This is a genomic window from Chryseobacterium angstadtii (assembly GCF_001045465.1).
Taxonomy (GTDB): Bacteria; Bacteroidota; Bacteroidia; order Flavobacteriales; family Weeksellaceae; genus Chryseobacterium; species Chryseobacterium angstadtii.
The window spans coordinates 1-21,119 of record NZ_LFND01000009.1 but is presented as its reverse complement, the minus strand read 5'-3'; the positions used below and the strand labels follow the sequence as shown (position 1 = coordinate 21,119).

The window sequence follows — 21,119 nt, the reverse complement described above, 5'->3', positions numbered from 1 at the left end:
TCAGTTTTCAATTATTTTTTTAATGTTTAAAACGTTCGTAAGCAGCTCTTTCCAACATTTCCCTGTCATCCGGGTGTGCAATACTGATCAGCTCCTGCGCTCTCTGACGGAGATTTTTCCCATACAGATAAGCAGTACCATATTCTGTCACCACATAATGAATATGTCCTCTTGTGGTCACTACACCGGCCCCTTGTTTAAGATAAGGAACAATTCTGGAAATTCCTTTTTTCGTTCTTGAGGTAATGGCAATAATAGGCTTTCCGTCTTCGCTCAAAGCAGCTCCTCGCATAAAGTCCATCTGGCCGCCAATACCGCTGTACTGCAATGTTCCGATAGAATCCGCGCATACCTGTCCTGTAAGATCAATTTCAATGGCAGAATTGATAGCTACCATTTTTTTGTTCCTCATGATATTGATCGGGAAGTTCACATCACTTACGTCTTTGAATGCAAAAACCGTATTGTCATCTACATAATCATACAGCTTTCTTGTTCCGAAACAGAAACTTGTGATCGTTTTGTTATCATTATAACCTTTGTATTTATTATTGATGACATCGTTCTGGATCAGGTCTATGACTCCGTCACTCAGCATTTCTGTATGAATACCGAGATCTTTATGATTGTTCAGGCATTTCAGAACAGCATCAGGAATGGTTCCGATACCCATCTGAATGGTAGATCTGTCTTCAATAAGCTCTGCTACATTTTTCCCGACAAGCATTTCTTCCGGGCCTACTTTTGCGCCATAATCTACAGTGGGAAGTTCTTCCTCATGCCATACCAGCTTATGAATTCTGCTGATGTGGATCATTCCGTCTCCGTGGGTTCTGGGCATCAAAGGATTTACGATGGCTACAATGAGTTTGGCAGTATCTACGGCAGATCTTGCTATATCTACTGAAGTTCCCAGAGTACAAAAACCATGTTTGTCCGGTGGAGAAACTGTTACCAGTGCCACATCAAGAGGCAGTATGTTTTTTCTGAATAAAATAGGGATTTCACTCAGGAAAACGGGCACGAAATCTCCTCTGTCAGAATTGACGGCATCACGCACAGGCGTAGATACAAATAGGGAATTAACAAAAAACTTGTCTTTGTATTCAGGTTTTGCAATTTCCACATTGCCCTGCTGGGTAATGGAAACCATTTCTACATTTTCCAGACGGTGAGACTGTCTTGCCAGCTCGTCAATAAGATAATTCGGAGTACATGCGCTTCCGTGGAAAAATACGCGGTTTCCGCTTTTTACAGTATATATTGCTTCTTCTGCACTTATATAATTGTACATAATGAAATTTTTTTATGAATGTTTTTATTCCAGAGAATGTTTTTTTGGCTGTGTTTATTCTTCCAGCCACGAAGTTTTGTAGGAAGGGTCTTCCACTTTCAGAGCTTCTTCGGTAATTTTCAAAGGACGGAAAGGATCTACCATTACCGCATATTCTTCGGTGAATTTTTTACCGATGCTTCTTTCCATAGCTCCCGGGTGAGGTCCGTGTACGATGCCTCCCGGGTGTAGGGTAAAGTCCATAAGATCGATGTGATTACGGCTCATAAAGTCGCCTTCCGTATAGAATAGAACTTCATCAGAATCAATGTTTGAGTGATTATATGGAGCCGGAATAGCCAATGGATGGTAATCGTACATTCTGGCACAGAACGAGCAGACTACGAAATTGTGGCCTTCAAAATTCTGATGTACCGGAGGCGGTTGATGAATTCTTCCGGTGATAGGCTCAAAGTTTTTGATATTGAATTTATAAGGATAAAAATAGCCATCCCATCCTACCACATCAAACGGGTGTGTTGCGTAGATGAAGTCTGTGATCTGGTTTTCTTTTTTTACTTTGATTAAAAATTCTCCTTTTTCGTCTTTTGGTTCTTTGAAAACAGGTGCAATCATATCTCTTTCGCAGAACGGAGAATGTTCCAGAAGCTGCCCGAATTCATTTCTGTAGCGCTTCGGCGTGTAAATAGGAGAGTGGCTTTCAAGCACAAAAAATACGGTGTCATCTGATTTCAATTCTACCTGATAGATAGTTCCTCTTGGAATAATAAGATAATCCCCGGTTACAAACTCCAGGTCTCCTACAAAAGTTTTCAGAATTCCGGTTCCCTGATGAACATATAAAAGTTCGTCACATTCCGCATTTTTGTAGAAATAATCCATAGATTTTCTGGGTTTGGCCAATCCCATTTTCAGGTCATTGTTCATCAGAAGAATCTTTCGGCTGTCCATAAAATCGTCTTCAGGAGTTACATTCATTCCTTTAAACATTCTTGGAGCAATGTTTTTTTCCACAGCAATTTTCGGAGTTACATCTTTCGGTTCCCCGATGGATTTGATCTGCGTTGGACGGTGAGTATGGTAAAGCAGTGATGAAATTCCGTGAAAGCCTTCCGTTCCGAAAAGCTGTTCATAGTAAAATTTATCTTCAGGAGATTTGAAGATCGTATGTCTTTTTTGTGGGATGTTTCCCGCTTGATGATATCTCATTTTACTTTTATATGTAGTTTCTCAAATTTAGTCATTTTTCACGAATTGATTTCAACAACATTTATCATGGTGTTTTGTAATTCAAAAATAATTGTTAGATTTGTCTAACAATTTTAATTTCATGAAGCGAATATTATTTTCTATTACCCTTTTATCCTCTTATTGTTTTTCTCAGGAGACCGACAGCCTGAGTTTACAGCAAAATATAAAAACCGATTCCTCAGCAGTTTCAAAAGCAAAAATCAAAACAAGTAGTATTGATGATGTAGTCCTTACCGGAAATATAAAGCCTTTCAGCAGATCAAAAAGTCCTGTTGCCGTAGAGGTTTACACTCAGAAATTTTTTCAGAAGAATCCCACACCGAGTATTTTTGAAGCCATTGCGATGGTGAACGGGGTAAAACCTCAGCTGAACTGTTCGGTATGCAACACCGGAGATATTCATATCAATGGACTGGAAGGTCCTTATACGATGATCCTGATTGACGGAATGCCTATTGTAAGCTCACTTTCCACTGTATACGGACTGAGCGGAATTCCTAACAGCCTTGTCGACAGAATTGAAGTGGTAAAAGGTCCGGCTTCTTCTATCTATGGTTCTGAAGCAATGGGAGGTGTGATTAATATTATTACCAAAAATGCCTTGACAGCTCCAAAACTGAGCGTTGATCTGATGACGAGTACCTGGAGTGAAAATAATTTTGATGTTTCAACGAAATTTAATGTCGGGAAGAATGCAGCTTCCTTATTAAGTTTAAATTATTTCAGTTTTAAAGAAAAGATTGATCAGAATAAAGACAATTTTACAGATAGTGCGTTGCAGAGCAGGGTTTCTGTTTTTAATAAATGGAATTTTCAGAGAAAGGAGAACCGCCAGGCCAGTTTTGCCCTGAGGTATCTTTATGAGGACCGTTTTGGTGGGGAAATGCAGTGGGACAGGTCTCACCGTGGAAGCGGAGATGTGTATGGAGAAAGTATTTATACCAACCGTGCTGAAGCTTTTGGCTTGTATCAGTGGCCATTAAAGGAATACATTGTTACCCAATTCTCTTACAATTATCACGATCAGAATTCTTTCTATGGAAGCAATCCGTATGATGCCCTTCAGAAAGTGGCTTTCGCGCAAACCTATTGGAGTAAAAAACTCGGAAAGCATGATCTTACGGGAGGTGTTACATTTAAAAGAACATTTTATGATGACAATACTCCCGGCACTTTATCTTCGGACGGAATCACCAATGCGCCGATGAAGTCTCCGATCTGGGGTGTTTTTGTACAGGATCAATGGGAAATAAATGATAAAAATACCCTTTTGGTTGGCTATCGCTTTGATTACGACAAGATTCATCATGAAGTTCATTCGCCAAGATTGGCGTGGAAATTTTCACCGAATCCTTATCATACATTGCGTTTCAATTTCGGAACGGGATTCAGAGTGGTGAACTTATTTACGGAAGATCACGCTGCACTCACAGGTTCCCGGGAAGTATTGATCAAATCAGATCTGAAGCCTGAGAAATCGGTTAACGGAAATTTAAATTACATCTGGAAAATTCCTGTGGGTAGCAGATTGCTGCAGTTAGATGCCTCTGCTTTTTATACGTATTTCAGCAATAAAATTGTTGGAGATTTTGAAACTGATCCGGATAAGATTATCTATGACAACCTCCACGGATACGGAATTTCAAGAGGTGCTTCGCTGAATGTGGATTTCAACTTCAGTTTTCCTTTGAGTGTCAATTTAGGAGTAACCTATCTGGATGTTTATCAGAAATTTGATGACGAAAGAGAGAAATCACAACAGCTTCATGCTCCGAAATGGAGTGGGACTTACAATCTTTCCTATAAATTTGCGAATGATCTTACCGTAGATTTCACAGGGCAGTTCTACGGACCTATGCGACTTCCGGTACTGTCTAATGATTACCGCCCGGAATATTCGCCGTTCTATTCATTGGCCAATATTCAGGTTTCGAAAAGTTTCAGATCCGGCTTTGAGGTGTATTGCGGAATCAAGAATCTGTTCAACTTTACGCCAAAAGATCCTTTGATGAGACCGTTTGACCCGTTTGATAAATATGTGGATGATCCAATAAGCAATCCCAACCATTATACTTTTGATACTGCTTACGGCTATGCACCGATGCAGAGAATCAGAGGTTTTCTGGGCGTAAAATATACTTTGAAATGAAAACTTTTATTTTATTTTTAATGTTAGTGCCCTGTTTTTATCTGTCTCAGATGAAGACAGGCACTTTTTCTGATCTTGAAAGCTCTATGAAAAAAGATCCGAAACCTATTATTATCCATCTCTATACGGACTGGTGCTCGGTTTGTAAAATGGAAAAGCATGCGCTGAATAAAGACAGGGAAACAGTTGATCTGATTAATGAACATTTTTATATGGTCAATTTCGAAGCGGAAAAAACGAAAGAGAAAATTCATTTTCAGGGCCGGGATTTTGGATATATGTCCAACGGAAGCTCGGGAATTCATGAATTAGCACTGGCTTTGTCTAAAAATAAAAATCAGCCGGTTTATCCTTTGTGGATTGTTCTGGATAAGGACCAGAAACTGGTATATTACCATGAAGGAATGGTAACACCTGAACTCATGAAGCGGAAACTTTTGGAGATTTCCGCTTTATAGTTGATGTCTTTCTTGCGTTTATGCAGCTTATATAAAAAACTCTCGCAGATTATTCAGATCAAGCGGATTTTGATCCTTTCACAAAAAGAAGTAGACCCAAAAATCTTTCAATTTTTTAATCCTTTAATCTTTCAATCATCCGCCATTAGCATCAATAAGCACCGCCAGCTGAATACACGGTTCATTCGAGCGGTTGCTCCATGCATGGTTGGTTCCTCTTTGAATAACAATATCCCCCGGTTTTAAAAGGGTTTCTCCTTCTTCCATAATCAGATACAGCTCTCCAGACAGGATAATAATGTAATCCAGCGTTTGGGTCTGGTGCATCATTGGGTGTGGTTCTCCGGGTTTGAATTCGACACCGAGTTCTTTATCCGGCGGGATCACTACATAACGAAAATAGGTGCCATTTTGGGGAGTCTGAGGAAATCCGGTATTGGGAATTCTGGTTTCGAAATCAAGCTCTGCAGGCATTGTTTTTGTATTCCAGATGTCTGAAATGATTAAGCCCGGAAGATGTTCCACAACATTTTCTGTTGGCTGATCTTCCACAATAACCGATTTTCCATTTTTAGTTCCGGTGACGATGCGTCTGGGTATTGTATTCATAGAGTATATTAATGTTTCATGATTAATTTATGACCCTGGGTCTGATTGTTTTTAAGTATAGAATGGGCTTTTAGAACTGTTTCGAGAGAAAGATCTCCTATTGTTCTATAATTTGGCGCAGTAATGGTCCCGGCCTCAATAAGCTTCGAAATTTCCTCCAAGCTTCCTTTATAGTAGGAATAATCTTTGTTCATGCTGTAGGAATAATTGGAAATATTCATAATCACGGTTCCTTTATTAAAAAGAATTTCATGAGCATTTTTCGTGATAAGTGCGGTGACATCCGCATAGGTTCCATTGATTTTTAGGACATCTGCTGTAATTTCCGACATGTAATTTCCTACGAGATCAATTCCAAAATCAAAAGGCTGATTATTATTAGCATTTAAAAGGGCTGCCGCAAGATTTTCCTGCTTATAATTAATAATCTGATGCTCCTTTAAACCCAATCCGAGGAGAATCTGTCTGTTTTCTTCACTTCCTACCGTAGCGGTAATATTTTGAAAATGACCGGCTATTAAAAATTTAATAACAAAAGAACCAACTCCACCCGCTGCTCCGGTTACCAGAACGCTATTGTCATGATTCAGTTTTAAACGCCGGACGGTTTGAAGTGCGGTAAGACCTGCAGAAGGAATAGCTGCCGCCTGTTCAAAAGGAATATGTTTAGGTTTGCGGGCAACAATAGCTTCAGGTACGGAAATATATTCGGTGTAAGTGCCGCTACTTCCCATAGATCCACTACCGGAGTACACTTCGTCTCCGATACTGAACTGATGGGCATCTTTCCCTTTTTCAACAATGATTCCTGATAACTCACGCCCTAGAACAGGAGAACTGATGAGTTTACGTTCCAGTTCATTTTCAATCATTTGATAATCAATTGGATTGAATCCACTGGCTTTTATTTGGATTACAACTTCATGTTTTTTGGGTTGGGGCTTTTCAATCACGGCTTCTTCAAGCCGGAAATTTTCGTTTAATACAATCGCTTTCATAAGAATAATTTGATAGACAAATGTAAAACGGGAATAGTTTATATTTGCTACTAGTTAACAATTGGTAACCAGTTACCTTAATGAAACTATTATGGCTAAAATTATAGAAAACGGAGTGGAAAGAGAAGCAAGCTGTACGGAAGAATTGTTTGCTATGCGGGACAGTCTTGATGTTTTGGGCGGAAAATGGAAATTGATGATTATCCGGTATCTGACAAACAGAACCGATCAGCAAATCCATTTCAAAAAATTGCAGCGCGGCATTACAGGAATTTCTGCAAAAATGCTCAGCAAAGAACTGAAAGAGCTGGAAATCAATCTTCTCATCACAAGAACTATTCAGGATACAAAGCCAATCACAGTAACTTATGCGGTGACAGAGTACGGAAAATCAGTTTTTCCGGTGACGGAAACCCTTGTGAAATGGGGGATTATTCATAGGGAGAAGGTTAGGGAGTCGATGAGTTAGGGACTTAAAAAAATGAAAGGTTGAAAGATTAAAAAATTGAAAGATTTTTGGGTCTACTTCTTTTCTTCAAGAAATATAATCTGGGAGGTCCCTTTTTTTAATCTATTGAATATCGGTAATTAATATCCATATCGTAGTTGGTATCATTCCAGGTTCCCTGAAGCATTTGTATTAAAGCATCCAGTATACGGATCAACTCTGCCGTTTGGAAAGGTTTTCTGTAAAATATTTTAAAATCTCCGTCTGCTGTTGGGATAGCTTGTAATTCGTTTACAGAAATATAATTTTCTTTGTGATGAATAATGGTTTTTACAGCCTGAAGAATTTGAATCATGGTCTCTTCTTCTGAAGCGTTGGCTATATATAAATCCCAGAGGAAAGCAAACCAACCCGCCATTTGACCGTTTATTACACTTTTGTGATATTCTTCAAGGGAATGTTTATTCGTAAAGATATACTGTTCCTTTTTAAACTCTTCGTTAATATAATATATAGCCAGCTGCATAAAAATATCAGAAGTTTGAAATCCTTTATTTTTATAATCTATTAATTCGAATCCCATATATTGAGCGTTGATGAATGGGGAAATATAAAATTATTTCAAAAGCACAGCAATAATAGCAAATATTGCGGGCAATGCCTGTACAAAAAATATTTTCTTAGTTGCAGAAATCGCTCCGTAAATTCCGGCTATAGCCACACAGCTCAGGAAAAACAGTGAAACATTGGTCTGCCATTTCGGATCTTCTATAAAAAAAGACCAGATGAGTCCTGCCGCAAGGAATCCGTTATAAAGTCCCTGATTGGCAGCAAGACCTTTTGTAGGTTTAAACATTTCCGCCGGCAATGCAGCTTTGAATACTTCTTTTCCTTTGGTTTCCCAGGCGAACATTTCCATCCACAGGATATAAATATGTTCCAGTGCAACAAGGGCAATGAGAATTTTAGCAACAAGTTCCATGATTTACTATTTTGTAATTGTAAAACTAAAAAAATAAAGTTAAGTTTGGGTATTCAATCGCAAATATGGATAGTTTTAAAGCACATTTAGATAAATTTATTAAGGTTACCGATGAAGAATTCACTTCCATATTTTCTTTTTTCAGAGAGATAGAAGTGAAAAAAAAGCAGAGTCTGATGCTGAGCGGAGAAATCTGCAGATGTATGTACTTCGTTTCCGAAGGCTGTCTGAGAAAGTTTTTTGTGAATGAAAAAGGAGCAGAGCAGACTACCGAATTCGCAATAGAAAACTGGTGGATTACGGATACTTTTGCTTACGAAAGAGAGATCCGGTCAGATTTCTGTATTCAGGCGGTAGAACGCTCCACGGTTCTTGTGATTGATCTTCAGCAGCAGGAGCTTTTATTGCAGAAACATCCGGTTATGGAAAGGTATTTCAGAATGATTTATCAGCGGGCTTATGCCGCTTCGGAAAGACGGATCCGCTATCTGTATGAAATGTCAAGAGAAGAGTTGTATGTACATTTCAGTACGTTGTATCCCTGGTTTATTCAAAGAATTCCTCAGTATTTAATTGCTTCCTTCTTAAATCTTACCCCGGAATATCTGAGTGAAATAAGAGCGAAATTACGTTCTTAAACCAGTTTAAGATTTTTACAGTTTAAAAGTCGGAGATTTGTCATGTTATTAAAAACCAGTATCATGACAGATAAAAATGTTCAGTTTCCACAATTATTTTTAAGACTTGCCATTTCTGTGACTATGCTTTCCGCAGTGGCAGACAGATTCGGTTTCTGGGGAAAAGATGCCGCCTGGGGAAATTGGGAGAATTTTGAAATTTATACCCGAAAACTTACTTTTTTTCTTCCTGAGGGTTTAAGTATATTTTCCGCCTATATGGCAACTTTTTTTGAAATACTTTTTCCTCTGATGCTTCTTGTGGGCTGGAAAACCAGAATTGGAGCTTACGGAGCGGGATTTCTTCTCCTGATCTTTGCTTTGTCTATGACTATGGCATTAGGAGTGAAGGCTCCATTGGATTATTCTGTTTGGGTAGGAAGTGCAGGAGCATTTTTGCTGGCCATTCAGTCGAAGTATTTTTTTAGTATCGATCATTTAACCAACAAAAATAAATAATAGTATGAGCGCAAGATTAAATATTGCCACAGTAGATTCAGCTGCTTACAAAGCTATGATGGGATTGGAAGGATATCTTCAGACCATTTCATTAAACCACATTCAAAAGGAATTAATCAAAATCAGAGCTTCACAGATCAATAAATGTGCTTTCTGTCTTGATATGCACACAAAAGATGCTCTTAAATATGGAGAAACCACTCAGAGAATCTTTATTCTTGAAGGATGGAGAGAAGCGAAGGAGTTTTTTACAGAAGAAGAACAGGCACTTTTGGCTATGACGGAAGAGATCACGCTGATCAGCCACAACGGACTTACGGAAGAAACTTTCCAGAAAGCAAAACAGTTCTTTGATGATGCACAGATCGCACAGATCATTATGGCGATTGTAACGATTAATGCATGGAACAGAATTGCGGTAAGTACGCATCTGCCTATTGCCAAATAGTTTTCTGTTTAAACTTGTTTACTAAAAAGAGCTCCTCAGTTTATGAAGAGCTCTTTTTGTTGATTGAGAAATTGATGATTTGTTTGTAATGACGCAAGATATCCTAACCAAGTTTTGATAATTCAGAATGAATGAAATCTAATTCGTTCTGAGAAATTTCAATCGCCATTGCTTTGGCATTTTCAATGGCCTGCTGTGCATTTCTTGCTCCGGCCAGAACGACTGTAATTCCCGGTTGTATGGCAGTCCATTTCAATACCAGTTGTGAAAGAGTAGCTCCTTTTTCCTGAGCAACAGGTTCTATTTTTTCAAGGAATGTTTTTACTTTATTTAAATCAAACTGAGAAAAATATCCGTTTCTGTGATCATTGTCCCTTAATTGGCCTTCTTTGAAGTATTTACCTGTTAATAAACCTCTTTCCATAGGACTGTACACAATTATTCCTGAATTGTGTTCCACTGAGTAAGGAACCAGATCAGTTTCAATAGAACGGTTCAGCATACTGTAAGCAACCTGATTGCTGGCCAGATGGAGTGTTCTGTTACCTTCCTGCATCTGCGGAACCGAGTAATTACTGACTCCCGCTGCACGAATTTTTCCCTGCTGAATAAGTAGTTCCATTGCTTCCATTGTTTCGCAGACTGGAGTAGTGCTGTCCGGCCAGTGCAGCTGTAAAAGATCAATATAATCTGTTCCCAGCCTTTTTAGACTTTCTTCCACTTCCTTGATGACATTTGCTTTTGACGCATATTTATAAACCGGAAGAATTTTACCTTCATCTTCAGCATCAAAGAAGAATTCTCCTTTTCCGTTATTGCTGCCGTCCCAAACCAAACCGAATTTGGTTAATAACTGAATTTTTGAACGGTCTTTCCCTTTAATGGCTTCTCCTATCATCTCCTCACTAAGTCCGAATCCATAAAACGGAGCGGTATCAATGGAGGTTACACCATGATCTAAAGAAGCGTGAATTGAATTGATAGAATCTTCTTTTTCATTGCCGCCCCACATATTTCCTCCGATAGCAAATGCTCCATGAGTAATTGCAGACAGTTCCAGTTCTGTATTTCCTAATTTTCTGTATTCCATTTTTTGTTTTGAATGTTTGTTGATATTTTTTTGACCACGGATTTTCACAGATGTTTATGTTCAGTAAATAATCTTTGATTTTTTAAGAACTTATGTGAACTTTCTATACATGAAGTTTTCATCTTAAAAACTAAAGTATTGAAAGCTTTTGTGCCTTTTGTGGTTGATATTTTTTGACCACAGATTTTCACAGATGTTTATGGGTAGTTATCCTGTAAATAATCTTTGATTTTTTAAGAACTTATGTGAACTTTTTATACATTAAGTTTTTATCTTAAAAAACTAAAGTATTGAAAGCTTTTGTGCCTTTTGTGGTTGATATTTTTTGACCACAGATTGCACAGATTTTCACAGATGTTTGTGGGTAATTATCCGGTAAATAATCTTTGATTTTTTAAGAACTTATGTGAGCTTTTTATACATGAATTTTTCATCTTAAAAAACTAAGGTGTTAAAAGCTTTTGTGACTTTTGTGGTTAAAAAAAATTATTTACTGAGCTCCTTTAAAATGGCTTCTCCCACACTTTTTGCAGACTGCGGATTTTGCCCGGTAATGACTCTTTGGTCCGTTACCACATGATTTTTCCAAAGTCCTGATTTTTCAAATTTCGCTCCTCTTTCTTTCAGTTTATCTTCCAGAAGGAAAGGAACTACATTGGTTAATTTTACTTCGGCTTCTTCTTCATTGGTAAAGGCATTGATTTTTTTGCCGTCTACTAAATAGGTACCATTGTTAAGCTTAATGTTGACAAGTCCCGCCGGACCGTGGCATACTCCGGCAACAATACCTCCGTTTTCATAAATTTTTGAAGCAATATTGGCCAATTCCGTATTATCAGCCAGATCCCACATGGCTCCGTGGCCTCCTGCATAGAAAATAGCGGTATAATTTTTTGGATCTACCTGAGACGGCTGGAATGAGTGATCTATTTTATTTTTGTATTCTTTATTTTCCCAAAACTCTTTGTTCACAGGATCTTTTAAGTCGAATCCATCTACCGGAGGAGTTCCGCCTTTTGGGCTTACAAAATCAATTTCATATCCTGCATTGTGAAGAACTTCCCAGGGATGGGAAACTTCACCCAGATAATAACCGGTATCTTCTCCGGTATTTCCTTTTTTATCATGGCTTGTGACTACAAATAAAATTTTCTTTTTCATAGGTTTGGATTTTTGGTGTTGTGCCTGGATAAGTCCTATAGCAAACAGACTTAAAAATAATAGGGCTAATTTTTTCATGTTAAAGAATATGAGTGGTGTAGATTTGTGGTTTTTCCTGTAGTTTTTCATCAACAATAGCGCCAAAAGCCTGGATATAAGGCTGCTGGTTATGCTGTGCCAGTCCTTCTTCACTTTTCCAGATTTCATAGAAGATAAACTGGTTTTTGTCTTCAATTCCCTGGTGAAGGCTGTAGAGCTCGGAGGCGTCTTCTTTCCGGGTTTGCTGTACCATATTCTGAAGCGTTTCAAGAACTTCGTCTCTGTATTCTTCTTTGGCTTTGATAATGGCTGTAAGGTATATTTTCATACGTTTAATTTTAAGGTTAAATAAATGCTTCGATAGCGTGATTCTGAGGTTTCCATCCCAGCTCGGTTCTGGCTTTGTCTGCATTGCACAGACTGTTTGAAGAAAATCCAAAATAACCGCCTGCGGGACCAAATTTGTTGACAGCTTCCTGTACACTTACTGATTGTGCAGGCCTCAAATCATACTTTGCACTTATGTTTTCAGCCAGATTTTTAAGGTTGGAAGAACCGTTTTCTGCATAATAGAGCGAGCCTGCTTTTGCTTTCTCCAAAGCGAGTACATAAAGATTCGCAAGGTCTTCGATGTGTAAATTGGACCAGATATTTTCTCCTTTTCCAAAATAGGTTCCAAAACCTTTTTCCTTAGAAAAATTGATTAAAGCGGGAAGCTGTATACTGTCTTTTTTCAGTCCCAAACCTGTTCCGTAAACCATAGTAGGAACAATAACAATGCTTCTTATATTTTTTCTGGCAGACTGAAGTACATGCTGATTGATGAGTACCCTTGAAGCCATTTCGAGTCTTGGATTAAGCGGAATGTCTTCTGTGTAAACAAAATCGTTTTTTTCGCCGTTTTCTTTTCCTCCGAAAATCGCTGAACCAGACGTGAAAATAAACGTTTTGCTGCTTCCTTCCAATGCTGAGATTATACTGTCTGCAGCATAGGCGTCATCAGCAGAATCTGCGGTATGAATAATGGCATCGGTATCAGCAATCGCAGACTTTAAAATATCCTCATCATGTATGCTTCCTTTTATCCATCGTATTCCCAATGATTCCAGTTCTTTTATTTGGGTATCATTGCGAACCAATCCTGTAACCGTATAATTTTTTTCAAGAAGCTTTTTTGCGACGGTTCCGCCGATATATCCTGTAATTCCGGTTATTAATATATTTTTCATCAGACCAGCTGTGGTTTTAATTCCTGTTCAAAAACATGTTCAATATGTTCTCTGTAAAGCTTCATGTCACGTTCTATATTGGCATTTTTCTCTACATCGTGGAAGTGGAAACTTTCCATTTTTTCTAAAGAAACGAAGGCATTCATTCTGTGGAAACCAAACAATGGTCCGTTATCTACACTTGTTTCGTTGAAAAATTCTCCGGGAAGGGTAAAAGCGGTTTCGGGAGCGTTCCAGCTTGTGGTTACCATGTATTTTCTTCCGCCCAGCATTCCTCCGGTTCCGTAATTGATTTCCGGGTTTTCAGCATTTCTTCCGTCGCTCATATAAATTCCTTTGGCGTGGCCAGCCGTGAAAACTTCATCTATATATTTTTTAAGGCCGTTCGGAAGCTGGAACCACCAGATAGGCGTGTGGTAAATAATGTAATCTGCCCAGACAAATTTCTTCACCTCTTCCTCTTTGTCGAAACCATCGGAAACCTGAGTGGTTTTTACTTCTATATTTTCGAATTTTTTAAGTACTTCTAATGTGTTTTCTGCGATGGTGTCGTTATATTTTCCTCCGGAATGTCCGAAATTCTGTCCTCCGTTGATGATTAATACTTTTTTCATTTTTGATGATTGTTTAAATTTTATGATGCAAAGTTAGGTCGCGCTATTCTATAATAAAAATAGTATGAATTATAATTAGCTATTATAATAATGATAGTTTAAATTTTGCTATTCATGTAAAATGTCATAAGGTTTACTGGTAGGTTGTCCGGCTTCTCTTGTAAATTTGTTAAGCCCAAAATTGAGTGAATATGATACAGATAGCGGTTTTCAGTGATGTACATGGAAATCTTCCGGCATTGGATGCAGTACTTGAAGATATGAAAAAGAGAGGTATACGGCAGAAATTCTGTCTCGGAGACCTGGTGGATTTTGCTCCGTGGGGAAATGAGGTCATTGAAAAAATAAGAGACCTGAATATTTCCTGCCTTATGGGAAATCACGATGAAAGAATTGCTTTTGATTTTCCTGTGGTTCCTTTATCCAAACATTCTGAAGAAGAAACAGAAGCAAGATTCATTGCTATTGATCATTCCAAAAAACATATTTCAGAAGCGAACAAACAATTTTTATCCGAACTTCCTTTTCATTTAAAATTAAACTATAAAATAGGGAAGAAGCATTGGAATATTCAGCTTGTGCATTCGGATCTTTCCAGCAATGATATGTATCTGTATGAATCTGAGAATGACAATGTTTTTATGGATATGCTGAAGGAATCTCAATCTCAAATTATAGTAATGGGGCATACTCATTTATCTTTTAAAAAGTCTCTTGATCATAGCAGATGGGCTATCAATTGCGGTTCGGTTGGCCGTTCCAAAGAAGAAAACCGTATGGCTTCCTACCTGATTCTCACATTGGATGAAGAAAAGATGACTCCTGAGATTATTCAACTGAATTATCCCACCGAAGAAACGGTCCGGGGAATTTACGAAAGTGGAATCCCTGACTATTATGCCAATTTTTTAAAGAATGAAAAGACAATCTTATCATAAAAAAGAAGTTTTTTTCTTCTTTTCAAGCAAAAAATAAATCAAAACAGCGCTGCAGGATTGTGAAAATCAATGCCGTATTTCAATTGTAAGCCATTGTTTTATAGTTGTTTGTAAATATTCGTACTTAGGTTTGTAACGACTCGTACTCATTGATAAGATAAAATCAGTACGACTTTTTTTATTCAGTCTTTTCTGAGGATTCTCTGAAGCATATTTGTATCAGATTATTTAAGTCCAATTAAAATTTAGAAATCATGAAAAAGACAAACCTTCTTCTCTTTTTACTATTATCAGCATTTTGTTTTGCCCAATTGAAGACCGTAAAAATAGATACCCTTCTTACTCCTGAAATCGGAGGAATAAAGCAAGCCATAGAAATCAAAACAGATAATTCCGCTAAACCTGTACTTCTCTTTTTATCAGGCGGCCCCGGAAGTTCGATGATGAAAAGTGCGAACTCATTTACTCATCTTTTAAAGGATAAATTTACCATTGTTCAGTGGGACCAGAGAGATGCCGGAAAAACACTGGAATTAAATCCTTCGCCTGCTACACCTACTGTGGAGATGATGGGTAAAGATACTTATGAGGTGATAAATTTCTTAAGAAAACAGCTCAAGCAGGAAAAAATCTATTTACTGGGAAGCTCATGGGGAAATGCGCTGGGATTCTATATGGTCCGGAATCATCCTGAACTTTTACACGCCTATTATGCTGTAAATCCGGTTGTGAGCCAATTAGCAAGCGAAAAGGAATTGCTTTCTATTTTGAAAAATCACTTTAAAGACGATGCCGTGGCCAGCAAAGAACTGGCGAGTGTACATATTCCTTTTACGATGGATGAAGATCTGTTTTATTTAAGAAAATGGCTTTTTTATAAAGACGGTAAAAAGAATGTAACCAGTGAAGATTTCAAAAAAGGCTTCCTTCAATGGTCCAAAACCTGGTCAACGGCGTGGGGCGAAGTGATGAAAATGGATCTTCCAAAGACCTTAAAGAAAGTGAATTGTCCTATTTATTTCTTCGTGGGGAAAAACGATATCCAGACCTCCACGCCTATTACAAAAAAATATTTTGAAATAGTAAAAGCACCGAAGAAAGGTTTATTTCTTTTTGAAAACTCAGGGCACCAGATCCATAAGGACGAACCGGAAGAGTTTCAAAAAAATATCATCAAAACCCTGGAATAATACATCCAAATTAAATTAAAACATAGAAACCATGAAAAATACAAGCCTCATCATTATATCATTATTGTCGGTCTTTTGCTCAGCTCAAAATTCATTTAAAAGAGATATCAATCTTAAATCCATCGTTGACAATGCGGCAAATAAAATGATTGAAAAACCGTTGATCAATGCTGTGTCAATAGGAATCGTATACAATGGACAAGAATTTATCGGACATTATGGGGAGCTGGAGAAAGGAAAATCAAATGCACCTACTGATCAAACGGTCTATGAAATTGGTTCTCTCAGTAAAACGATGACCGGAACTTTAGTGGCCAAAGCTGTTTTGGAGAAAAAGATGAATCTTGAAGATCCCGTCCAAAAGTATTTATCCGAAGACTATCCTAATTTAAAATTTAATGGCCATCCTGTTCGTATAAAGGATCTGGTAACGCATACAAGCGGATTGCCCAATATGCTGCCATTAGATATAAACGAAATTTTTAAAGATTTTGCCAATGAAAAAATGCCTGAAAGCGTGAACATGGCTTTGAAAAATTATAAGCAGAAGGATTTTCTAAGAGATTTACATGCGGTAAAAATAGATACGATTCCGGGGTACAAATATTCCTATTCAAGCGCAGGAATAGAGTTGTTGGCTTCAGCTCTGGAAAAGGCATACCATAAGAAGTTTGAGGTTTTACTGAAAGACTATCTTTCCGGAACTATTAAAATGAACCATTCTGAACTGAATCTGCCCAAAAAGGAAGAAGAGAATCTGGCAGTTGGCTATCATATCGAGAACCAGACCATTGCACCCAGATCTCCGCAATTGCCGTGGGGTTCTTCTGCCAATGTGAAGACTACACTTCCAGATATGGTAAAATATATCCGGTATCAGCTCAAAAATAATGCTGAAATACAGGAGTCTCACCGGTCTTTGATCAAACTGAAAAATGGAACTAATTCCGGGTACGCATGGAGAATCTTTAAAGATGATAAATTAGGGATCTTTTACAGGCATCACGGCGGTATTTATCGTTCACAATGCTTTATATACATCATCCCTGAACATCATCTCGGAGTCTTCATCATTACGAATCAAAGTGGTAAAAATACACCAAAAGATATGCAGGACATGCTCGGTGAAATATTTAAAAATATATCAGGATAATAATTATTTTGTAATTTTGTATCAGAATATTTATAATTAAAGTTATGGTCAATCTAGAATGGTACCGCACTTTTAAAGCGATATACAAAACCGGAACATTGACGGGCGCTGCAGATTCCCTGTTTATTTCACAACCCGGCGTAAGTCTTCATTTAAGCTCGCTGGAAGCTTATGTAGGCTATAAATTATTTGACAGGACCGGCAGGAAAATGATCCCGACCGAAAGAGGAAAAGTTTTATTTAATGCCGTTTGCGAACCCATTGCCCGACTGGAGGATGTAGAGAAGAATTTTCAGAAATCCACAGAAAAACTTACACCGACCATCAGTGTGGGAATGTGTTTCGAGACCTTTCAGACCACTTTGGAACAGTATGTGTCTACATTACCTTTTAATCTGATTATCAGCTTTGGAGAATATCCCGAAATGTTGGATCAGCTGGATAAAGGGATTCTGGACCTGATCATTACACCCAAAAAAGGAGTTTCACCCAATATTGAACATGAAGCATTTTCTTCCGAGAAAATTATTCTGGTAGGAGGAAAAGATGTAGATATAGAAAGCTTCAGAAAAACCGTTAAGACAAAAGAAATTCAGCATATTGAAGAATGGTTGAAGCAGGAAAAATGGTACGGAACTACAGGTGATATGGAACATCTGTTTCAGTTCTGGATCATGAATTTCGGGCATAAACCGAATTTCCGCCCCAATTATATCGTTCCGAACTTAAATTCTATAATACGCTGTCTGAAAGGCGGAAGCGGGCTGGCCGTGGTTCCCGATTTTCTGTGCAAAAACGAGATAGAAAGCGGAGATCTCCAGCTGATCTGGGAAGGAGAGAAAATACTGGAAAATACCCTGTATTTCGGGTGCAGAAAAAAAACAAACTACCAATCCGAGATCGATCACATCAAAGGATTATTCAGAAAGGTCATGAGCAAGAACGATCATGTCGCGCATCTGTAATCCGTTTTCATAAATAGGGAGTGGGTAATTTTCTATAAAAAAATCTTTACGCATTCCCTTTTTTGCAAAACCGTTCTTTTCATAAAATCGGAGCTGCTGAAATCCCGTATCCGAAGTGCCTACAACCAGCATTGTAAAACCATTCTGTTGAGCAATTGCTTTGGCTTTATCAATAAGAATACTGCCGATTCCCCGGTTTCTGTAATTTTCAACAACAGCCATATTCTTAATTTCCAGCTCCGTAGTGCTGTTGGGGTGCAATGCAATCACTGCGATAGCCCTTGTATCATCATATAACTGATAGATCTCTGAATTAAAGATATACCGGTCAATAGCTTCTCGGGTTTCATCAGCCAGCAATAAAAGATCATACGGAATGGCTGAACCAGTGGCTGTTTTTTCAAAAGTAAACGGATTCATCCTAAAGACTCATATGAATAATCGGATATTCTTTTCCGGAACCATCCTTTTCCGATCTTCCAGTCTGCCTGAAGCCCATTTTTTCATAAAACCCTAAAGCCTGAGGATTCTGTTCATTGACATCAACTTTCGTTAAGCCCGTTTTTTCCTTCATAAACTCATAAAGCTGCCTGCCGTAGCCTTTTCCACGCACATCATTATGAATAAAAAGCATTTCCAGATTGCCTTCAGCTACGGCAGCAAAACCTTCCGTTCTATTGTTTTTCGTAATTAAATACACCTCCAGATTCGGAAGATAATCTCTCGGAATAACTTCTTTAAAGTAATTAAAATCCTCTTCAGCAAGAAAATTATGGGTTGCCTTTACAGCAGATTCCCAGACCTCCATAATTCTGTTGTAATCTTCTGCCTGAGCTAACCGGATGGAATATGACATTGTTTTGATATTTTCTGTAAAAATAGGGAAAATTGGAGATTAGAAATTAGAGGTTAGAAGTTAGAGCGATTTTTGCATGGTAAAAAGGCGGGGTGGTAAAAATATGAGCAAAAGCTTCAAATAAGTTTAAAAACAGTAAAAATGGTAAGCAGAAATCCCGTTTTTTTATCGCAAATTTGTTAGACTTTACATTGATCATAAAAATTAAATTAAAGAATTATGCAAAAGAAAACGTACTCGGGGCAGCCTGTAGTAACTTTAAATAACGGAGTAGATATCCCGGCTTTGGGATTTGGAGTATGGCAGATGGAAAATCTGGATGAATGCAAAAAAGCGGTAATAAAAGCCATTCAAACCGGATACAGAATGATAGACACAGCAGCTATTTACCAGAATGAAACTGCAGTGGGTAGGGCTGTAAAAGAAGGTGGTGTCAACAGAGATGAGCTGTTTATTACTTCAAAAGTTTGGGTTCAGGATCATGGTTACGAAAAAACAAAAAAAGCATTTCAGAGAACGCTGGACAGGCTTCAGATGGATTATCTGGATATGTATCTTGTTCACTGGCCTTACGGAGATTTCCTGGGAACCTGGAAAGCTTTGGAAGAACTTTATAATGAAGGGAAAATTAAAGCCATTGGGGTATGTAATTTTACCGTAGAGAAACTGGAAGAACTAAAAGCCAATTCAACGGTGCTTCCGGTGATCAACCAGATTGAGCTTCACCCGGTTTTCCAGCAGAAAGAACTTCAGGTATACAACAGAGAAAATACAATCATCACACAGCCCTGGAGCCCTCTTGGGAACGGAAACGCAGCCCTTCTGGAGAATCCGGAATTAAAAAAAGTGGCTGAAAAATACGGTAAAACAGTAGCCCAGGTCATTTTAAGATGGCATCTTCAGGAAGGCTTTGTGGTGATTCCAAAATCGGTAACTCCTTCCAGAATTGAAGAAAACTTTAATGTATTTGATTTTGAGCTGACAGAAGATGAGATGAACACCGTTCGCTCTTTAGATACAGGAAAAAGACTGTTCTTTGATCCGAAAGATCCTGAATGGGAAGACAAAATGCTGAAAGCTGTAGCAGATATTTAATATAAGCGCTCCCGCAGATCAGACCGTTGAACATTATTTTTCACCTGTTTAATCTGCGGGATTTTTTTTCACCGTAAATCAAAAACCATGACTGCACAACAATTCATAGAGAAGCTATCTACTTTCAGGAATGATAAAGAAATGGATAAGGTTGAAAGATTTTTCAAGGGAAATGATGGCGTTACAAAACCTTTCGGAGTGAAATTTGGGGATGTGTTCAATACAGCAAAAGAGTTTTCTTCGATGTCTTTGGAGGAAATTAATGAGCTTCTGGACAGTGATTTTTATGAAGTAAGAATGGGTGCAGTGAGTATCATGGATTTTCAGGCCGGCAATAAAAAGACGGGAGAAGAAAGAAGAAAAGCGCTTTTTGATTTGTATCTGAAACGACATGACCGTTTGAATAACTGGGATTTTGTAGACCGCGGAGCCCGGAATATCATCGGAGAATATTTAGTTGACAAGCCTAGAGATATTTTATACACGCTGGCAGAATCCGATGATCCGTGGGAGAGAAGAACGGCCATCGTGAGTACCCATGCTTTTATCCGGAAAAATGATATTGATGATACGTTTAAAATGGCTGAACTCCTTGTTCACGATCCGCATGAACTGGTCAATAAAGCGGTGGGAAGCTGGATACGAGAAGCCGGAAAAAAAGATCCTGAAAGGCTATACCGTTTTCTCTATCAATATGTGAAAACAATGCCTGCAATTACATTTTCTTACGCGACAGAAAAGCTCGATTTGCACAAGAAAACTTATTATAAGCAACTCCGCAAAGAAAAGTAAGTCCGATAGTCCGTACGAATTCATTATTTATTAAACTCCGTAAGAAAAACAACCACAAAAGGCACAAAAGTTTTTAACACTGTGGCTTTTTAAGCTTAAAGCTTCATGTATAAAAAGCTCACATAAGTTCTTAAAAAAATCAAAGATTCTTTACAGGATAATTACCCATAAACATCTGTGAAAATCCGTGCAATCCGTGGTCAAAAAAATATCAACCACAAAAG

25 protein-coding genes are annotated in these 21,119 nt (G+C 38.1%); 12 read left to right on the top strand and 13 right to left on the bottom strand.

The annotated features are described in order from the left end of the window. Positions 1-19 precede the first annotated feature (19 nt). Together ACM46_RS22205 and ACM46_RS22200 are read right to left on the bottom strand one after the other, a co-directional pair. Entirely contained in the window at positions 20-1,294 is a 1,275-nt protein-coding gene (locus tag ACM46_RS22205) for an acetyl-CoA hydrolase/transferase family protein (protein ID WP_048508863.1), read from the bottom strand. Between the two features lie 54 nt (positions 1,295-1,348). After that, the gene (locus tag ACM46_RS22200; RefSeq protein ID WP_048508862.1) at positions 1,349-2,503 is read right to left on the bottom strand and encodes a homogentisate 1,2-dioxygenase; all 1,155 of its coding nucleotides are present in this window, start codon (positions 2,501-2,503) and stop codon (positions 1,349-1,351) included. A 121-nt stretch (positions 2,504-2,624) separates the two neighbouring features. On the opposite strand from ACM46_RS22200, the gene ACM46_RS22195 reads away from it, so the two are divergent. Further along, positions 2,625-4,694, top strand: a complete 2,070-nt coding sequence (locus ACM46_RS22195; protein ID WP_048508861.1) for a TonB-dependent receptor plug domain-containing protein — start codon at positions 2,625-2,627, stop codon at positions 4,692-4,694. A 50-nt stretch (positions 4,695-4,744) separates the two neighbouring features. Continuing rightward, a complete protein-coding gene (locus tag ACM46_RS22190; RefSeq protein WP_241486076.1) occupies positions 4,745-5,152 on the top strand; it encodes a thioredoxin family protein in 408 nt (135 codons plus the stop codon). Positions 5,153-5,287: 135 nt separating this feature from the next. Here ACM46_RS22190 and ACM46_RS22185 read toward each other — a convergent pair whose 3' ends face one another. Both ACM46_RS22185 and ACM46_RS22180 read right to left on the bottom strand, forming a co-directional pair. Beyond that, a complete protein-coding gene (locus ACM46_RS22185) occupies positions 5,288-5,761 on the bottom strand; it encodes a cupin domain-containing protein (RefSeq protein ID WP_048508859.1) in 474 nt (157 codons plus the stop codon). Between the two features lie 8 nt (positions 5,762-5,769). Then, complete coding sequence (locus tag ACM46_RS22180) at positions 5,770-6,759, bottom strand: NADP-dependent oxidoreductase (RefSeq protein WP_048508858.1); 990 nt, start codon at positions 6,757-6,759, stop codon at positions 5,770-5,772. A 91-nt stretch (positions 6,760-6,850) separates the two neighbouring features. On the opposite strand from ACM46_RS22180, the gene ACM46_RS22175 reads away from it, so the two are divergent. Continuing rightward, positions 6,851-7,228, top strand: coding sequence for a winged helix-turn-helix transcriptional regulator (locus ACM46_RS22175; RefSeq protein ID WP_048508947.1), 378 nt, complete (start codon positions 6,851-6,853; stop codon positions 7,226-7,228). Between the two features lie 97 nt (positions 7,229-7,325). On the opposite strand, the gene ACM46_RS22170 is transcribed toward ACM46_RS22175, so the two are convergent. Next, positions 7,326-7,790 (bottom strand): hypothetical protein, encoded by a 465-nt coding sequence (locus ACM46_RS22170; protein ID WP_048508857.1) that lies wholly within the window; start codon positions 7,788-7,790, stop codon positions 7,326-7,328. Positions 7,791-7,823: 33 nt separating this feature from the next. Further along, entirely contained in the window at positions 7,824-8,189 is a 366-nt protein-coding gene (locus ACM46_RS22165; protein WP_048508856.1) for a DUF1304 domain-containing protein, read from the bottom strand. 65 nt (positions 8,190-8,254) lie between these two features. Here ACM46_RS22165 and ACM46_RS22160 point away from each other — a divergent pair, with 65 nt between their 5' ends. From ACM46_RS22160 to ACM46_RS22150, 3 genes are all read left to right on the top strand, one after another. After that, a complete protein-coding gene (locus tag ACM46_RS22160; RefSeq protein ID WP_048508855.1) occupies positions 8,255-8,827 on the top strand; it encodes a Crp/Fnr family transcriptional regulator in 573 nt (190 codons plus the stop codon). A 63-nt stretch (positions 8,828-8,890) separates the two neighbouring features. Continuing rightward, positions 8,891-9,325, top strand: coding sequence for a DoxX family membrane protein (locus tag ACM46_RS22155; protein ID WP_048508946.1), 435 nt, complete (start codon positions 8,891-8,893; stop codon positions 9,323-9,325). 4 nt (positions 9,326-9,329) lie between these two features. Next, positions 9,330-9,773: a carboxymuconolactone decarboxylase family protein gene (locus ACM46_RS22150; RefSeq protein ID WP_048508854.1), complete on the top strand. Its 444-nt coding sequence runs from the start codon at positions 9,330-9,332 to the stop codon at positions 9,771-9,773. A 103-nt stretch (positions 9,774-9,876) separates the two neighbouring features. Here ACM46_RS22150 and ACM46_RS22145 read toward each other — a convergent pair whose 3' ends face one another. The 5 genes from ACM46_RS22145 to ACM46_RS22125 all read right to left on the bottom strand — a co-directional run bounded on the left by ACM46_RS22145 (position 9,877) and on the right by ACM46_RS22125 (position 13,906). Continuing rightward, positions 9,877-10,863, bottom strand: a complete 987-nt coding sequence (locus ACM46_RS22145; protein ID WP_048508945.1) for an aldo/keto reductase — start codon at positions 10,861-10,863, stop codon at positions 9,877-9,879. A gap of 486 nt (positions 10,864-11,349) precedes the next feature. Next, positions 11,350-12,024, bottom strand: coding sequence for a type 1 glutamine amidotransferase domain-containing protein (locus ACM46_RS22140; RefSeq protein WP_048508944.1), 675 nt, complete (start codon positions 12,022-12,024; stop codon positions 11,350-11,352). A gap of 79 nt (positions 12,025-12,103) precedes the next feature. Continuing rightward, the gene (locus ACM46_RS22135) at positions 12,104-12,391 is read right to left on the bottom strand and encodes a putative quinol monooxygenase (RefSeq protein ID WP_048508853.1); all 288 of its coding nucleotides are present in this window, start codon (positions 12,389-12,391) and stop codon (positions 12,104-12,106) included. A 16-nt stretch (positions 12,392-12,407) separates the two neighbouring features. Beyond that, positions 12,408-13,292, bottom strand: a complete 885-nt coding sequence (locus ACM46_RS22130) for an NAD-dependent epimerase/dehydratase family protein (protein WP_048508852.1) — start codon at positions 13,290-13,292, stop codon at positions 12,408-12,410. Then, complete coding sequence (locus ACM46_RS22125) at positions 13,292-13,906, bottom strand: NAD(P)H-dependent oxidoreductase (protein ID WP_048508851.1); 615 nt, start codon at positions 13,904-13,906, stop codon at positions 13,292-13,294. Before ACM46_RS22125 ends, ACM46_RS22130 begins: the two co-directional genes overlap by 1 nt. A gap of 191 nt (positions 13,907-14,097) precedes the next feature. On the opposite strand from ACM46_RS22125, the gene ACM46_RS22120 reads away from it, so the two are divergent. The 4 genes from ACM46_RS22120 (at position 14,098) to ACM46_RS22105 (ending at position 18,152) form a co-directional block, all read left to right on the top strand. Further along, on the top strand, positions 14,098-14,844 hold the full coding sequence (locus tag ACM46_RS22120; RefSeq protein WP_048508850.1) for a metallophosphoesterase family protein: 747 nt from the start codon (positions 14,098-14,100) through the stop codon (positions 14,842-14,844). Positions 14,845-15,098: 254 nt separating this feature from the next. Next, complete coding sequence (locus tag ACM46_RS22115; protein ID WP_048508849.1) at positions 15,099-16,034, top strand: alpha/beta fold hydrolase; 936 nt, start codon at positions 15,099-15,101, stop codon at positions 16,032-16,034. A gap of 31 nt (positions 16,035-16,065) precedes the next feature. Further along, positions 16,066-17,187 carry a serine hydrolase domain-containing protein gene (locus ACM46_RS22110; protein ID WP_048508848.1) on the top strand — a complete coding sequence of 374 codons (1,122 nt, stop codon included), beginning with the start codon at positions 16,066-16,068 and terminating at the stop codon, positions 17,185-17,187. Positions 17,188-17,231: 44 nt separating this feature from the next. Next, the gene (locus ACM46_RS22105; RefSeq protein ID WP_048508847.1) at positions 17,232-18,152 is read left to right on the top strand and encodes a LysR family transcriptional regulator; all 921 of its coding nucleotides are present in this window, start codon (positions 17,232-17,234) and stop codon (positions 18,150-18,152) included. On the opposite strand, the gene ACM46_RS22100 is transcribed toward ACM46_RS22105, so the two are convergent. Both ACM46_RS22100 and ACM46_RS22095 read right to left on the bottom strand, forming a co-directional pair. Continuing rightward, a complete protein-coding gene (locus tag ACM46_RS22100) occupies positions 18,105-18,572 on the bottom strand; it encodes a GNAT family N-acetyltransferase (protein ID WP_048508846.1) in 468 nt (155 codons plus the stop codon). The genes ACM46_RS22105 and ACM46_RS22100 overlap by 48 nt on opposite strands. Position 18,573: 1 nt before the next feature. Beyond that, positions 18,574-19,008, bottom strand: coding sequence for a GNAT family N-acetyltransferase (locus tag ACM46_RS22095; RefSeq protein WP_048508845.1), 435 nt, complete (start codon positions 19,006-19,008; stop codon positions 18,574-18,576). 219 nt (positions 19,009-19,227) lie between these two features. Between ACM46_RS22095 and ACM46_RS22090 the strand changes: the two genes are divergently transcribed. Continuing rightward, positions 19,228-20,103 (top strand): aldo/keto reductase, encoded by an 876-nt coding sequence (locus ACM46_RS22090; RefSeq protein WP_048508844.1) that lies wholly within the window; start codon positions 19,228-19,230, stop codon positions 20,101-20,103. Between the two features lie 87 nt (positions 20,104-20,190). Then, positions 20,191-20,895, top strand: coding sequence for a DNA alkylation repair protein (locus tag ACM46_RS22085; protein WP_048508843.1), 705 nt, complete (start codon positions 20,191-20,193; stop codon positions 20,893-20,895). Positions 20,896-21,119: the final 224 nt, after the last annotated feature.